12 protein-coding genes and 2 pseudogenes are annotated in these 14,070 nt (G+C 58.1%); 7 read left to right on the forward strand and 7 right to left on the reverse strand.

Features of this window, described 5'->3' with window-relative positions; translation table 11 throughout:
• Nucleotide 1 precedes the first annotated feature (1 nt).
• The 5 genes and pseudogenes from OLZ32_RS24755 to OLZ32_RS24775 form a co-directional block, all read right to left on the reverse strand.
• Nucleotides 2-1,015 carry an ABC transporter permease gene (locus OLZ32_RS24755; RefSeq protein WP_017991610.1) on the reverse strand — a complete coding sequence of 338 codons (1,014 nt, stop codon included), beginning with the start codon at nucleotides 1,013-1,015 and terminating at the stop codon, nucleotides 2-4.
• A gap of 70 nt (nucleotides 1,016-1,085) precedes the next feature.
• On the reverse strand, nucleotides 1,086-2,765 hold the full coding sequence (locus OLZ32_RS24760; protein WP_264395867.1) for an ABC transporter substrate-binding protein: 1,680 nt from the start codon (nucleotides 2,763-2,765) through the stop codon (nucleotides 1,086-1,088).
• 185 nt (nucleotides 2,766-2,950) lie between these two features.
• Entirely contained in the window at nucleotides 2,951-3,961 is a 1,011-nt protein-coding gene (locus OLZ32_RS24765; RefSeq protein ID WP_003550915.1) for a GlxA family transcriptional regulator, read from the reverse strand.
• A gap of 674 nt (nucleotides 3,962-4,635) precedes the next feature.
• Nucleotides 4,636-6,000 carry a dihydrolipoyl dehydrogenase gene (gene lpdA, locus OLZ32_RS24770; RefSeq protein ID WP_264395869.1) on the reverse strand — a complete coding sequence of 455 codons (1,365 nt, stop codon included), beginning with the start codon at nucleotides 5,998-6,000 and terminating at the stop codon, nucleotides 4,636-4,638.
• Nucleotides 5,997-6,253, reverse strand: a pseudogene (locus OLZ32_RS24775) (2-oxo acid dehydrogenase subunit E2); the annotation flags it as partial. The gene lpdA and the pseudogene OLZ32_RS24775, both read right to left, overlap by 4 nt.
• Before the next feature lie 54 nt (nucleotides 6,254-6,307).
• On the opposite strand from OLZ32_RS24775, the gene OLZ32_RS24780 reads away from it, so the two are divergent.
• The 3 genes from OLZ32_RS24780 (at nucleotide 6,308) to OLZ32_RS24790 (ending at nucleotide 8,829) form a co-directional block, all read left to right on the forward strand.
• The gene (locus OLZ32_RS24780; RefSeq protein ID WP_264395871.1) at nucleotides 6,308-6,532 is read left to right on the forward strand and encodes a hypothetical protein; all 225 of its coding nucleotides are present in this window, start codon (nucleotides 6,308-6,310) and stop codon (nucleotides 6,530-6,532) included.
• 154 nt (nucleotides 6,533-6,686) lie between these two features.
• Nucleotides 6,687-8,036, forward strand: coding sequence for an NfeD family protein (locus OLZ32_RS24785; protein WP_264395873.1), 1,350 nt, complete (start codon nucleotides 6,687-6,689; stop codon nucleotides 8,034-8,036).
• 28 nt (nucleotides 8,037-8,064) lie between these two features.
• Nucleotides 8,065-8,829: a slipin family protein gene (locus OLZ32_RS24790; protein WP_003550345.1), complete on the forward strand. Its 765-nt coding sequence runs from the start codon at nucleotides 8,065-8,067 to the stop codon at nucleotides 8,827-8,829.
• An 814-nt stretch (nucleotides 8,830-9,643) separates the two neighbouring features.
• On the opposite strand, the gene OLZ32_RS24795 is transcribed toward OLZ32_RS24790, so the two are convergent.
• Nucleotides 9,644-10,516 carry a sugar phosphate isomerase/epimerase family protein gene (locus OLZ32_RS24795; protein ID WP_003550347.1) on the reverse strand — a complete coding sequence of 291 codons (873 nt, stop codon included), beginning with the start codon at nucleotides 10,514-10,516 and terminating at the stop codon, nucleotides 9,644-9,646.
• Nucleotides 10,517-10,591: 75 nt separating this feature from the next.
• A pseudogene (locus OLZ32_RS24800) lies at nucleotides 10,592-11,092 on the reverse strand (zinc-binding dehydrogenase); the annotation flags it as partial.
• A 152-nt stretch (nucleotides 11,093-11,244) separates the two neighbouring features.
• Here OLZ32_RS24800 and OLZ32_RS24805 point away from each other — a divergent pair.
• From OLZ32_RS24805 to OLZ32_RS24820, 4 genes are all read left to right on the forward strand, one after another.
• Nucleotides 11,245-11,643, forward strand: a complete 399-nt coding sequence (locus tag OLZ32_RS24805) for a MarR family transcriptional regulator (protein WP_264395881.1) — start codon at nucleotides 11,245-11,247, stop codon at nucleotides 11,641-11,643.
• Entirely contained in the window at nucleotides 11,640-11,777 is a 138-nt protein-coding gene (locus OLZ32_RS24810) for a hypothetical protein (protein WP_026160226.1), read from the forward strand. The genes OLZ32_RS24805 and OLZ32_RS24810 overlap by 4 nt, the downstream gene beginning before the upstream one ends.
• Nucleotides 11,778-12,156: 379 nt before the next feature.
• Nucleotides 12,157-13,542 (forward strand): TadE/TadG family type IV pilus assembly protein, encoded by a 1,386-nt coding sequence (locus OLZ32_RS24815; RefSeq protein ID WP_003550350.1) that lies wholly within the window; start codon nucleotides 12,157-12,159, stop codon nucleotides 13,540-13,542.
• Entirely contained in the window at nucleotides 13,539-14,069 is a 531-nt protein-coding gene (locus tag OLZ32_RS24820) for a TadE/TadG family type IV pilus assembly protein (protein WP_264395884.1), read from the forward strand. The genes OLZ32_RS24815 and OLZ32_RS24820 overlap by 4 nt, the downstream gene beginning before the upstream one ends.
• The last annotated feature ends 1 nt before the right edge of the window (nucleotide 14,070 follow it).

The raw sequence follows: 14,070 nt of genomic DNA on the forward strand, positions 1-14,070 counted from the left end.
TTTACCTCACCCGGATGCGTGGATCGAGCAGCATGTAGCCAAGGTCGCCAAGCAGCTGCGTAACAACGGCAATAGCGACGGTGATCAGCGTGGCGGCTTCGAGCGTTGCGATATCGCCGAACAGACTTGCATCGAGGATCAGCCGACCGAAGCCCGGATAAGCAAAGACGAGCTCCGTGACGACGACGCCGCTGATCAGGAAGTTGATTTGCAACAAAAGCACGGTGAAGGGCGCGATCATCGCATTGCGGAGTGCGTGCCCTAGGACCATGCGGCGCGTGCTCATGCCCTTGAGGATTGCGGTGCGGATATAGGGTCGCTCCATCACGCCGATCATCGAGACGCGGATCATGCGGGCAACATAGCCGAAGTCATAGATGACCAGCACGGCAACCGGCAGGACAAACTGGTAGGGCACCGCCCAGCCGCCATCGCTGTTGAGAGGGCTGGTACCTGGCAGGATCGGCCAGAGGATCACGAAAAGCGTCACCAGAAAAACCCCTGACGCGAACTCCGGAATAGACGTGAAGGTGATACAGATGACCGATAGCGTCCGGTCCAGTACCCCACCCTCTTTCAACCCCGACAGGATGCCGAAAATGATCGACAGCGGGACGATCAGCAGGAACGCCAGTCCGGCGAGGATCGAGGTATTGCCGAGACGATCCCATATGACATCGTTGACGGGCAGCTTGTTCAGGGTCGAATAGCCGAAGTTGCCGAAATACTGCGCGCCACGCGGATCCTTGAAGTTCAACCCGGTGGTCGGATCCTGAAGGGGATCGGGGATTGCGCCGACGAGCACACCGAGCCAGCGGCCGTAACGCACCAGCAGCGGATCATTGGCCTTCAGTTTCTGCGACAGCAGGTCCACCTGCTGCTGGGTGGCGAAAGGACCGAGCGACTTGCGCGCCACGCTGCCGGGAGTGAACTCGCAGACTGCGAAGACGAGAAACGAAGCACAGAGCATCGTCACGACCATCATCGCCAAGCGCTTGAGGAGAAAATTCGCCATAGCCGCAGGAATCCGAATGTCCAGGCCCAGCACCCGACCCCGCGAACGCGGCCAGGCGCCAGCCGGGAGGTTACGCCGAGATCGCGTACTGATGCGCGAAGATGTATTGCGAAGGATGGAGCTCAAAGCCCTTGACCTTCTTGTCCATGACGGTCGAGAAAACACGCCAGAAGGGCTGAACGATCGGCCCGTCGTCCTGCATGATCGCCTCGATTTTCGCCATCACCTTGCTGCGTTCCTTTGGATCAAGAATACCCTCGGCCTCGGTCAGCAGCTTGTCGAAATCCGCGTTGGAATAGTTGGACTCGTTCCAGGCGGCATTCGAACGATAGGCAAGCGACAGTGTCATGATTGCCAGCGGCCGGTGGCCCCACGCGGTCAGGCTGAAGGGAGCGGTCGTCCAGACTTCCCAATATTGGGCGCTGGGCAGGGACTTGATGTTGATCTTGACGCCGATGTCCTTGAACTGTTCGGCGAGGACCTGCGCCGTGTTCAGTTCCCAGATCGGATCGGGACGCGTGACCATGTCGAATTCGAAACCATCCGGATAGCCGGCATCGGCCAGAAGCTTCTTCGCTTTCTCGATGTCGCGGGGGTATTTCGGCAACGCCGCATATTCGGGATGCGAGGGCGCGACGTGATGATCTTCGGCAGGAATGCCGGCACCGAGAAGTGCCGTCTGAATGACCTTATCGCGGTCGATCGCATAACGCATCGCCTGGCGCACGCGTTTGTCCTTGAACTGGTCGATATCGGGATGCATGCGGGCGACGACCGTCTGGGTCGTCTCGACCTGATAAACGGCGACATGCGGGAAATTTTTCATCGCATTGATCTGAACGGCATCGGCTTCCGACAGGCCATCGACCTGCTTGGAGGCCATGGCGGCGATACCTGCACCTGGGTTGTCGCCGAGGTCGACATATTCGAACGTGTCGAGATAGGGGCCAGTGCCCCAATAGTCGGTGCGGGCTTTGTACTTGGCACCCTTGCCGACGACATATTCGGTGATAACGAAGGGACCCGTGCCGTTCGCGTCAGCGCCGAAAGCACCGTTTTCTTCCGGATCAAGGATGAACATCGGGTAGTGGTAAAGGTGCTCGGGCACGGCAATCTGCGGCGAGGAGCAGTTGAGACGGACGGTGTGATCATCGACCTTCTCGATGGCATTGTCAGCCCAGAGCTTGCTCGACTTCTTGGGATTGCCTTTCTCGTCCTTTTCGCCGGTTTCGTATTCCTGCACGAGATAACCGGTGAAGAGCCCGAGCATCGACGAACCGATTGCTGGATCGCAGACGCGCTTCAGGTTCCAGATCACGTCGTCTGCGGTCAACGGCCTGCCCTTGCGCCACTTGACGTCCGTGCGGAGATGGAGCGTCCACGTCTTCAGATCGTCGCTGACTTCCCATTTTTCCAGCAGATAAGGATGGGTAATGTTGTTGCGATCGGTGAGGGTCAGATACTCGCAGACTTGGCGGATGACGTTCGACTTCTCGGCGAAATCGGCCAGATGCGGATCCTTGATTTCCATGCAACGCATGCCGATGCGCAGGTTTCCGCCCTTCGGCATATCGTCGGCCCGGGCGCCGTCGCCCGGCATTGGAACGCCGGCCAGAGAATATGCGGCTGCAGCCGAAACACCAAGAAGCGTCGCTTTACGCAGAAATTCTCGGCGGCCGATCGAGCCGCTCGACATCTGTTCGACCAGAGTCGGGATATAGCAATGCTGAGACTTGTCCACGGTAGTCATCTCCTAGTTAGCGCTTTAACTGTTCCGAATTTTTGTTGGTCGGACCGGCCTGCGAGACACTCGCCCCAGGCTCGGTCGCAGCGGACTTTTTGTCCGTCACCCATCCGTCTTGATTTACGTTAAAGCGGGATGGACCTCTGTGACATGCGGTGATCCGACATCTTCTCTGCGCGAATCGACATTGTTCATGACATTGGCTCCTCTCGCCGTTTCTCTGCCTTTCGAGTCGCGGCAGGGCTCTCGCGAAACCGCGTGCGGTATGAGCGGCCGAAATGCGAAGCCGACCGATAACCGCAGATTTCGGCAATCTCACCGATCGCCAATTCCGTGTAGACCAGCAGTTCTTTCGCGCGTGTCATGCGAAGCTCTATGTAGAAATGGGTGGGACTCTTGCCGAGATTGGCGTGAAACAGCCGCTCGAGCTGCCGAAGCGAAAGCGCCACGCTACTGGCGAGATCGGAAATCTCGACCGGATCGCCGAGGCTGGCTTCCATCCGACGCACCACGAAGGCAAGCTTGGCATTCCGGATGCCGAAACGATCTTCGGGCGACATCCTCTGAACGTCGTCCTGGCGCCGTATGCGCGCGTGGTTGAACTGGTCCGAAATGAGTGCTGCCAACTCCCGACCCTCCACGGCCGAGATGAGGTAAAGCATCATGTCCAATGTGACCGTTCCGCCCGACGAGGTCAGAAAACGTCCGTCGATCGCGAAAATGTCGTCGGTGGCGAGACAGTTCGGAAACTCGCTGCGAAAGCTTGCAAGCGACTCCCAATGAACGGCACATCGTCGCCCTTCCAACAATCGCGCCTTTGCCAGGAAGAAGACGGCAGTGCTGACCGCTCCAAGCACGCACCCCTCCGAATGGATACGCCTCAACCATGCAAAGACATTGGCATCATAGGCATCCGCATAATTGATGCCTGCGCAGAGGATGACGATATCGCAGCGTGGCGCCCTGCCGATCGCCGCATCTGCATCGAAGCCCAGTCCGCTGCTGGACTTCACATGGCCGCCATCCGCCGACAGGATGAGCCACTCAAAGGCCTTTCGCTTGGCCAGACGATTGCCCTGCCGCAACGAGTCGAGCGCCGCCGCAAAGGTCATCAGAGGGAAGTCCGGCACCAGGAAAAAGCCGATCCGGATCGGTCGATGCCCCTGTGCTAATTGCTTGAGCGTATAGGTCTGATCCGTCATGGGGCGAACTCCAAACATCCCGTTTGCCCTGCTTTTGCCGGTCCGCAGCAGCGGCGGACTCAGGCAGGCAACGAAACACAAACACCGACGACTAAGCGTCACCGCATGGTCAGCCGGATGTCGCAAAAGCCGCTTTGTTCCTCGCCAGCGATGAAGCAACGCACATACTGGAACCATTATGCTGGTCGATGGGGGGTGGATGGCTGTGTGACACATCCCATCATGATTTGCTACAACGCTATTGAGCCCGACTATAATGCAGGCGCCTGCGTAGATTCAAAGCTCATGGCGAGATGAACCGGCACCACTTCTTTTGATCAGCGGACATTCGAGCGCGAGCGCAGGTTACTGTTTTGGACGCTAATCAGCCCCGAAGCTGCGTTTTAGGCGGCGCCTTAAACAACATGTTCTTCAGGCTGCGCAAACCCGGAATTCGACAATACCAAATGAATAACCATGCAATCAGTTGTTGAGCATAGCCGGTCTTGAAGAGATGCGAACCGCAGACCCGTGATCTCATTGGTGCGGCGTAACGCTTATTTATGGAGCTTACGCCTATTTTGCTCACCACCCGCGGTCCTTCCTGCCGATATCCACCAGCACTTAACCGCCGGAGAGCGCCTCACGATCCAATACCTGCGCAATCCGCCCTGCATCCATGACGACGCCCCCGATCAAGCGAGACGAACCCAAAGATGGACAACTGCGCCAAGGCTGGCAAATGCGGCTTTTTTCAACGCTTCATTGTGGGTTGGATGAGCATGGCAGGTATAGGCAATGTCTTCGGCGGTGGCCCCGAACTCCATTGCTTGAACCGCCTGGGCAATCATCGTTCCGGCTTGGTCTGCGACGATGTGAACGCCTAGGACACGTCCAGTCTTCGCCGACATGGGAAACGTCGCAGCGCGATAGGGAACGCACGAGAGCCTTAATTCCTCCTCGGTTTTGCCGACACCTGCAGCCTCCGGCGATGTGTAAACCACAGCAGGAATTATCGAGCGATTGCGTGCTTCCACCCCTATTCCTGCTATATATTCCGCAACGTGAACACCCTCGTCTTTAGCCTTATGAGCAAGCATTGGGCCATCGGTGACGTCGCCGATCGCATAGATACCCTCGACGCGGGTTGCACCATACGAATCTGTTTCGATGAAGCCCCTCGCATCTGTTTCAAGTCCTGCTGCTTCCAGGCAAAGTACTCGGGTATTCGGTCGCCTTCCAACAGACACAAGCACGACGTCGACCGCAAGTGTGTCCCTCACTTTACGTGTCAGATCGTCCAGTTCGAGAAGTATAGTATCCTCTTGGCGTCCGACAGAGGCAACTGCCGTTGAGGCCCTGATCTCGACCCCCTGCTTCTTGAGCGCCTTCGACATGTGAACGCGAACATCCGGGTCCATGCCCGGCAAGATACTGTCGAGATATTCGACCACCGTCACCTTGGAGCCGAGGCGATTCCATATCGAGCCCAGTTCGAGCCCGATGACACCACCTCCGACGACTGCGAGGCGGGACGGAACCTTCGACAGCGCCAGCGCACCAGTCGAATCGACGATCCGTCCGTTATCATTGTCGACAGGTGCCGAGGCCAGCTCCACCGGTACGGAGCCGGTTGCGATGACGATATGTTTGGCGCGAACGATGCGACCATCAATCGTGACGGCTTTGGCGTCGCGGAATTTTGCCGTCCCGGTCAACCGGGTGACCTTGTTTTTGCGGAACAGAAAGTCGATTCCCGCCGTCAGACCTTTGACGGTTTTATTTTTCTGCTGCATCAGTTTATCGAGCGAGAAACTCGGCCGCTCGAAAGAGATGCCAAGTTCCTGCAACGCCCCGCTGACCAAACGAACGTATTCGTGGCTGGCGTGCAGCAGCGACTTCGAAGGGATGCAGCCTACGTTAAGGCACGTGCCGCCAAGCGTTGCGCGCTTCTCCGCACATGCAGTCTTCAGCCCAAGCTGTGCTGCCCGGATCGCGCAAATGTATCCGCCCGGCCCGCCCCCAATGACCAGAACGTCGAAATCATTGTCATCGGTCATTGCGGCCACATCTCCAAGGTTTCGACAAACCGCGTAAGCCACGCATTGGTCTGGAAGCCATCAAGCGCGCGATGACCGATGGTAAGCGACACATAAGCCATGGGCCGAACCAGCACCGCATCGACACCGTCAACCTGCCGGACGACCGCGCGCTTTTCCAGCTTGCCAACGCCAAGGATCGCCATCTGTGGCTGGTTGATAATGATCGGCGCCGCAAAAGCGAACCGGAAACGCCGTGATTGGAGATCGTGAAACCAGAGTTCGAGCTGGATTGGGTCAATCAGCCGATAGCGCCAGACGAGGCACTATGACCCAACTCATCCGTCTTTCCCAAGGGTTCCAGCTTCCGGCCATAGTGGAAGCTTTGCCGGAATCCAGCCGGCTGACGTTCCTGGAATTCTTCACCGCGCAGATCGGCAATGCGAATACCCGCCGCTCCTATGCCAAGGCGGCGGTAGAGTTTCTAAGCTGGTGCGAGCTGCGCGGCGCCCTTTCGCTCGGGGCCATCCGTCTCCGCGAAGTCGCTAATTAAGCCTCTTCCGGTGGGGACGCTTGCAATGTTTCACGCCGCGCTCGACGCGGCGCAGAGAAAAGACTTGTCTCTTACCGTTTCGCAGTTCTGCCATATATTTCAAAATATGAGAGTCCGGCGGACGATTGTGTGGCGTTTGGAGCTTTGGCGGTGGATGCCGTCAATCCTTGCTTTGCTGCTGACGTTGTTCTCGGCTTTGGGCCTGGCGACGCCCGCATCCGAAGCTGAGCGTGTCGCTATAGTCCTGAAGATGAACGGGGCGATTGGCCCGGCGACGGCCGACTATGTAAGACGCGGCCTTCAACGGGCCAATGAACGTGGCGCCAGCCTGGTTGTCCTGCAGATCGACACGCCGGGCGGTCTCGACACGTCGATGCGCGACATCATTCGTGCGATCCTTGCCTCCTCGATACCGGTCGCGAGTTTCGTTGCACCCAGCGGAGCACGAGCCGCCAGCGCCGGCACCTATATTCTTTACGCAAGCCATATCGCGGCAATGGCACCGGGCACCAATCTGGGTGCGGCGACGCCGATCGCACTTGGCGGCCGACCATCCGATGATGACCGGAACGACAGCCCTGATACGACCGGCAAGCAGCGGCAAGTGCCGCGCGACGCCGGCGAGGCGAAGGCGATCAACGATGCGGTTGCCTATATCCGCGGGCTTGCGGAACTGCGCAATCGGAACGCCGACTGGGCGGAGCGCGCCGTGCGCGAGGCCGCGAGCCTTTCCTCCGCCGCAGCTCTGCGTGAGAAGGTCATAGATTTCGCGGCGGCCGATATAAACGATCTCCTGGCACGGGCGCAGGGCCGGGTTGTGCGGGTCGGTCAAACGGATGTCCGGCTCGAAACATCGGGTCTCATCGTCCAGGAACTTGAACCGGACTGGCGAACCCGCCTGCTTTCGGTGATCACCGATCCGAACATCGCGCTGATCTTGATGATGGTCGGTATCTACGGCCTGATCTTTGAATTTCTGACGCCCGGGACGCTGGTGCCGGGAACGATCGGCGGCATCTGCCTGCTGCTTGGTCTCTATGCTTTGGCCGTGCTGCCGGTGAGTTTTGCGGGCCTCGGGCTGATCATTCTCGGCGTGGGTCTGACGGTGGCCGAGGCGCATTCGCCGTCCTTCGGCGCACTCGGCGTCGGCGGCGGCATCGCACTGGTGCTCGGCGCTACCATCTTGTTCGACACGGACATACCCGGGCTTAAGGTTTCCTGGCCGGTGCTTGGCGCAATCGCCCTCGCCTGCCTCGCTCTTAGCCTTGTCATTGCCCGTCTCGCCTTCATCTCGCGCCGGCACGATGTCGTCACCGGAGGCGAGCAGATGATCGGAATTTCAGGCAAGGTCGACAGCTGGAAGGGCATCTCGGGCTACGTCATCGCCCATGGCGAGCGCTGGAAGGCCATTTCAACTGAGCCGCTTGCCGCCGGCGACCGCGTGAAAGTGACCGGCCGGGATGGGTTGACGCTCGAAGTGGTCCGCAGTTCGCAGGAGGCCTAACGGCCTTCAGAATGCAGGAGGAAAAGACATGGGCATGTTTGCAGATCTCGCCTTCTATCTTGTGATCATCTTTATTCTGCTCGTCGTCGTCGCATCTGCGATCAAGATCCTGCGGGAATACGAACGCGGCGTGGTTTTCACGCTTGGCCGTTTCACCGGTGTCAAGGGGCCTGGCTTGATCCTGCTCATCCCCTATGTCCAGCAGATGATGCGGGTCGACCTGCGCACGCGGGTGCTCGATGTGCCCGGCCAGGATGTCATTTCGCATGACAATGTTTCGGTCCGCGTCAGCGCGGTGATCTATTTCAGGGTCGTCGATCCCGAGAGGTCGACGATCCAGGTCGAGGACTTCATGATGGCGACGAGCCAGCTCGCCCAGACGACACTGCGATCGGTGCTCGGAAAGCATGACCTCGACGAGATGCTGGCGGAACGCGACAAGCTCAATATCGACATTCAGGAAATCCTCGACGCCCAGACCGATGCTTGGGGCATCAAAGTCGCCAATGTGGAAATCAAACATGTCGACATCAACGAATCGATGATCCGCGCAATTGCCCGTCAGGCGGAAGCCGAGCGCGAGCGGCGCGCCAAAATCATCAATGCCGAAGGCGAGCAGCAGGCTGCAGCCAAACTGCTTGAAGCAGCCGAAATCCTCGCCAGGCAACCCGAGGCCATGCAACTTCGTTATTTGAGTACATTGAACGTCATCGCCGGCGAAAAGACCTCGACGATCATATTCCCATTTCCGATGGAGTTCGGCAATTTGATGCCGCCCAAACCGGACCGATGACGACGCCTTGAATGCGTTGTTTTTGCCGATGGAGCAATGCTCCTGCGGTCAAGGTTTCAGCTAAGAAGGGCGTTTGAGATCTTCATCGGCAACGCCATAACCTGCGAAGCGGTGGGCGATCATCGAGCCGTGCAAAATGCCCGCCTTGAACGATGTGAGAGGCCTACACCTGATAACTTCAGCCAAGTAACCAGATCCCGCGCTCCGAGCATCACTTGAACGCAATACCAAGCGCGCTTAAAAACTCGAGCATGATGTCATTGACGGCACGCCGGCGCAAAATCCGGGCTTCTCTGATTTCCGTGTCGTCTGCAGCACCTTTTATCTGGGGCTTTGTCATTCGGGTACCGCAAGTTTTGTCAGCCGAAGATGGTCGGCCAGTTCCTTTGAGCGACCGCTGTCAAGCTGCAGGAGGTCGAGGTAAGTTTGAAGTCGATCTGTGACCCAGACATGACCGACCCGTTGGCGAAACAGAAAGTCGTGGCGTGGGTTAGAGTCTATAACTCCCAGGTTCCAGCCCTCTTTGACAGCCTTTGCTCCCAGCTTTCGAAGAAGGCTTTCGCCGCCATGATCGATGCGGCAATGGATTTGCCGGCTGACGACCATAACCTCACCTCTGCCGCGGGCATGCTTGCGAGCCGGAAGGCCGGGCTCCCGAGCTGGTACTGCGGGGGCCCTCAGCAGAAATCGGCCTGCGGCTCGTTTAGCGTGCTACTCGATGCGTTCGGGAGTATAAACGAACGGTGACACGCCTGGGGGAGCACGTCCAGTCCAAGGGCAGCCGTCACAAGAGTTTCGTTCCAGATCACCGCTTCTAAACAACCCCTGCGCTGTGTGCGACCGCCTTGATGTGCGCAAGGCCACGCCGGTAGCCTGGCACATCGAAATGCTCGAGCATGAGCGGAACTTCGCGCCCGAGTTTGGAAATCTCGGTGACATAGGCCGTGTAGTCGAGATTACCTTCGCCAGGCACGACTTCATCCAAATGGAAAGAGATCGTTCCAGGTCCGCCTTTCATCACCAGATCCTTCGCGTGGCACGAAACGATCCAGGGTCCAAGAAGGGCGAAACAATCTTGGATCATCTTTCCTGTATTGAAATAGAGCCGCGGCGAAATGACCATATTTGCCGCGTCGATATGGGCTCCGAACTGCGGCCGGTCTATCGCCTTTAGCAATTCGAGATAGCTTTCCGGGGTATCGGTGACCAGCCACGGCACCATCTCCAACGAGAACTTGGTGCGCTTGGGCTTCACCATATCGATGACATAGCGAGCCGTATCGACCGCGCGCTGGAATCCAGCCTCGCTTTGATTGTCTGGATGCGGGCCATAGTCGTAATTGTCGCTCAGCTGCCACGGGTCACCTGGATGACCGACGGTTCCGTGGTAGGCGACGATGGCGCCTGCTCCCAGCTCGTCCGCCAGAGCCAGTTGATGCACGGCATATTCGAGATTGGCTTTCCGCGTCACGTCATCATGGGCAATTAGGTTTTTCCAGGCACCTCCCTCGGCAATGACGAGATCGGCCGCTGCGAAACTCTTCACCAGGGCTGCGATTTCTTCACGGTTCTCGAGCTTGATGTTCGGCATGTAGGCCGCGTTGTACCCGAATTCGACATGCGCGCGCGCATAAGCTTCGGGATCTCCGCCGTATTCGATCCCATAGCCACCGAGTCTGAACGTCATGAATAGTCTCCCAATTTGATTCTGTTGGCGGGCGGCGGCCGCCGCTTCCCCGGCCGCATCTTGTCTCTGAGACCTTCAAGCCTGAGCAATTTTGCCCGGATAGAGCAGCACCTTTCCGCAATTGCCGGTTTCCTGAAGAGCAAAGGCAGACGCGACCTCCGACATGGCGAAACGGTGCGTGGTCAATCTGTCGAGAAGCGGCCTGGCGTCGCGCACGCGCTGCAACAACTCTTCGGCAAAGACGTCATGGTTCCAGTGCCAAGCGCCAAAGATGTCGATGCCCTTGCCCGTGATGCGGTTGACCGGTAGCGAACCGCTCCAGGTGACGAAGGCAAGCCTTCCCCGCGCCCGCAGCAACTCCAGGACCACTGCGGGAGCGCCCTCATTGTTACTGGTGTCGAGGGCCGCATCCACGCCATAGCCGCCGCTCGCGGCCCGCACCTGCTCGACAAGGTCCGGCGCGCGGGGGTCGATGACCAGCTCTGCTCCCAACTCCTGCGCCAGTGCAGCGCGATATGGGTTCAATCCGAGCGCGATGACGCGCGCGCCAATTGTTCGCGCATTGATGATCGCCCCAAGGCCGACGGCGCAACATGCAGCAGGCCGCCACGACTGAGTTGAGCAGAAGGGTTTTCATGAGCACGCCCCTTCACCGGACATCCCATTGCGGAAGAGGTGGTTTGTCTGTAGAGCAACTTATACTGATTTATATAACACAGTAAAACAGCATGACAAGAGCACTCACGACCCAATGGCGGAATCTGGCTTTCTCAGGTCTCATCCTGCATGAGATCCTCGATCATCCCCTCGAAGACGAGACGCCTCAGGCAAGGCTGAAGCAGGTCGGCATGATGACGGTCCTGTACAGCATGAACCAGGCGCACCAGAAGCTAACCCTTTCCAGTATTATGGAAATTACGGCTCTGACGCGCAGTGGCGTCAAGGAGACGGTGGATCTTCTGGTGAGGCGAGGAATGTTGGACGAGACAATCGTCAAGAACTCGATGGGGCGCGGAACAGCGCGCCAGTTCGAGATTTCCGAAGCGCTTCTGAAGAAACTGAGTTCGTTAGGAGCCGAACAAAGACCGGGTTTAAGTGGCTACTTTCGGCCAGGAAGGGCGAAGTGAGCGCCCAATCCCAGGCCATGCCGACCCAGATGTCGGAAGGCTGGATCGGCATAGTGGGCGACTTCTTCAACAATCGGAACATGTCCCCGCAGGGCGTTCAAGAACGCCTGCATGACCTCCTGATCCAGCGCTGAATGCGAAATCTTGATAGGCACGGTCATCGCTGGGTTATCCAATTTCCAGCCTGACGGAAATGTCCCACACCAGCCTCCTCGGCCTGAGAAAGAGCAGAACCTGCCGCCAAAGCGCTGATATCCGTGCTTGGATAGCTCAGGCTGTTGAACGAAAACGCTGGAGAGGTCGCGGATGGGCGCCGGGCATATCGCCGCGTCCGGCTTCGCTCACGCATGCGGATCCCCGCAGCGTGAATGAGATAATATGTTCCACGGCTATCCATAATTCGCAGACATATACAATTTGCGCACGAAACATTGCGTCGGCAGTCCGCATTCCATCGGAAAACGCAGGAATTAACAAAGGCTTAAGCACTTCGGATACTTCTTGCACATTAGTATGACTTATTTGACGGTGGTTTTATTGCACTCGGGTCGTTCAACTTCAATTGGCAGGGTCTTCAAAGCCCTTCGCGGTCTCGGAAGGGACAGGGGCGGCAATGTCGCGATCGTCGTTGCCCTCACCCTGGTGCCGATGATCGTCGCAGTCGGCGCGAGCTTTGACTATATCCGGACCTACAATGTCCGCCAGAGGATGCAGAGCGATCTCGACACGGCCCTGATCGCCGCAGTCAAAGAGATCGATACCGACGACGCCGACGCCCTGAAGGAAAAGGTTGCAGACTGGTTCCACGCACAGGTGGAAAACAGCTATACGCTTGGCGACATCGACATCGATACGTCAAACCATAAGATCACCGCGACGGCCAGCGGCACGGTTCCAACGACGCTGATGAAGATCGCCAACATCGACACCGTTGACGTCAGCGTGGCAAGCGCCGTCAAGGGGCCAGCCACCTCCTATCTTAACGTCTATATCGTCATCGACACATCGCCATCGATGCTTCTGGCGGCAACGACGGCCGGCCAGTCGGCCATGTATTCCGGCATCGGTTGCCAGTTCGCCTGCCACACGGGCGATGCACACACTATCGGCAAGACGAAATACGCCAACAATTACGAATACAGCACGGCCAAGAACATAAAGCTGCGCGCCGATGTTGCCGGTGACGCCGTCAGAGACGTACTCGACATGATTGACGACTCCGACAGCAATCATCAACGCATCAAGGTCGGATTATATAGCCTTGGTGATACCCTCACGGAAGTTCTGACCCCGACGCTCAGCACGGACACGGCGCGAAATCGCCTTGCGGACGCAAGTTACGGCCTCACCAGCGCGACCTCGAAGGCAGCCACCTATTTTGACGTGTCGCTTGCGACGCTCAAACAGAAAGTCGGCACCGGAGGGGACGGAACATCCTCGGGCTCGCCGCTCAAGCTGGTTCTCCTGCTGACGGACGGCGTCCAGTCGCAGCGCGAATGGGTGACCGACAAGGTGACATGGAAGAACGGCCAGGCGACGTATGGGGCATACTGGAACAAAGTTGCGCCGCTTAATCCGGATTGGTGCGCCTACGTCAAAAACCAGTCCGCCACCATGGCGGTTCTTTACACCGAATACCTGCCGATCACCTCGGACTGGGGTTACAACGCAACCGTCGGCTCGACCATGGCAAGCGCCAGCTGGAAGAGCACCTACGGCGGCACCATGCAAAGCGGCGTGTCGAGCAGCATCACGAGACGGGACTACATTCCCTATGCGCTTTCCGACTGCGCATCCTCCAAGAGCTTGTTCATATCCGCGTCGTCGTCGACCGAGATCACCGCAGGTCTGTCGGCGCTTTTCACCCAATATCTCGCATCCGTCCGGCTGACCCAATGAGGCGAGGGAAACACTTCGCATCGTTGCGCCGCCTGCTTGGCGATCGCAAAGGGGTCGCTGCGATCGAATTTGCGATCCTGGCTCTGCCGCTCTTCATCATGATATTCGGCATTATCGAGGTGTCGCTGATGTTCTTCGTCAACTCGACGCTGGACGCTTCGGTGCACAAGATCTCCCGGATGATCCGCACCGGCGAGGTTGCGTCCTCCAACATCACGCTGGCCGATTTCAAGGCCAGAATCTGCAACGACATGCTTCTCTCGTTCAGCTGCTCCAGCGGGCTGCTGGTCAAGGTGATCGTGCTTTCCGACCTCTCGTCCGCCGCCAGCACCGACCCCATCGACGACAGCGGCAATCTCACTGTGACCGAGACCTATGATATCGGCAAAGGCAGCGACTACATCCTGGTTCAGACGTTCCTGCCATGGACAGCCGTCGTCAATTTCTTCAGCCTGTCGAGCGCCAAGCTTTCGGACGGCCGCTACCTGCTCGGATCTTCCGTTCTGTTCCGCAGCGAGCCTTTCTGAC

The organism is Rhizobium acaciae, assembly GCF_025941625.1.
Taxonomy (GTDB): Bacteria; Pseudomonadota; Alphaproteobacteria; order Rhizobiales; family Rhizobiaceae; genus Rhizobium; species Rhizobium acaciae.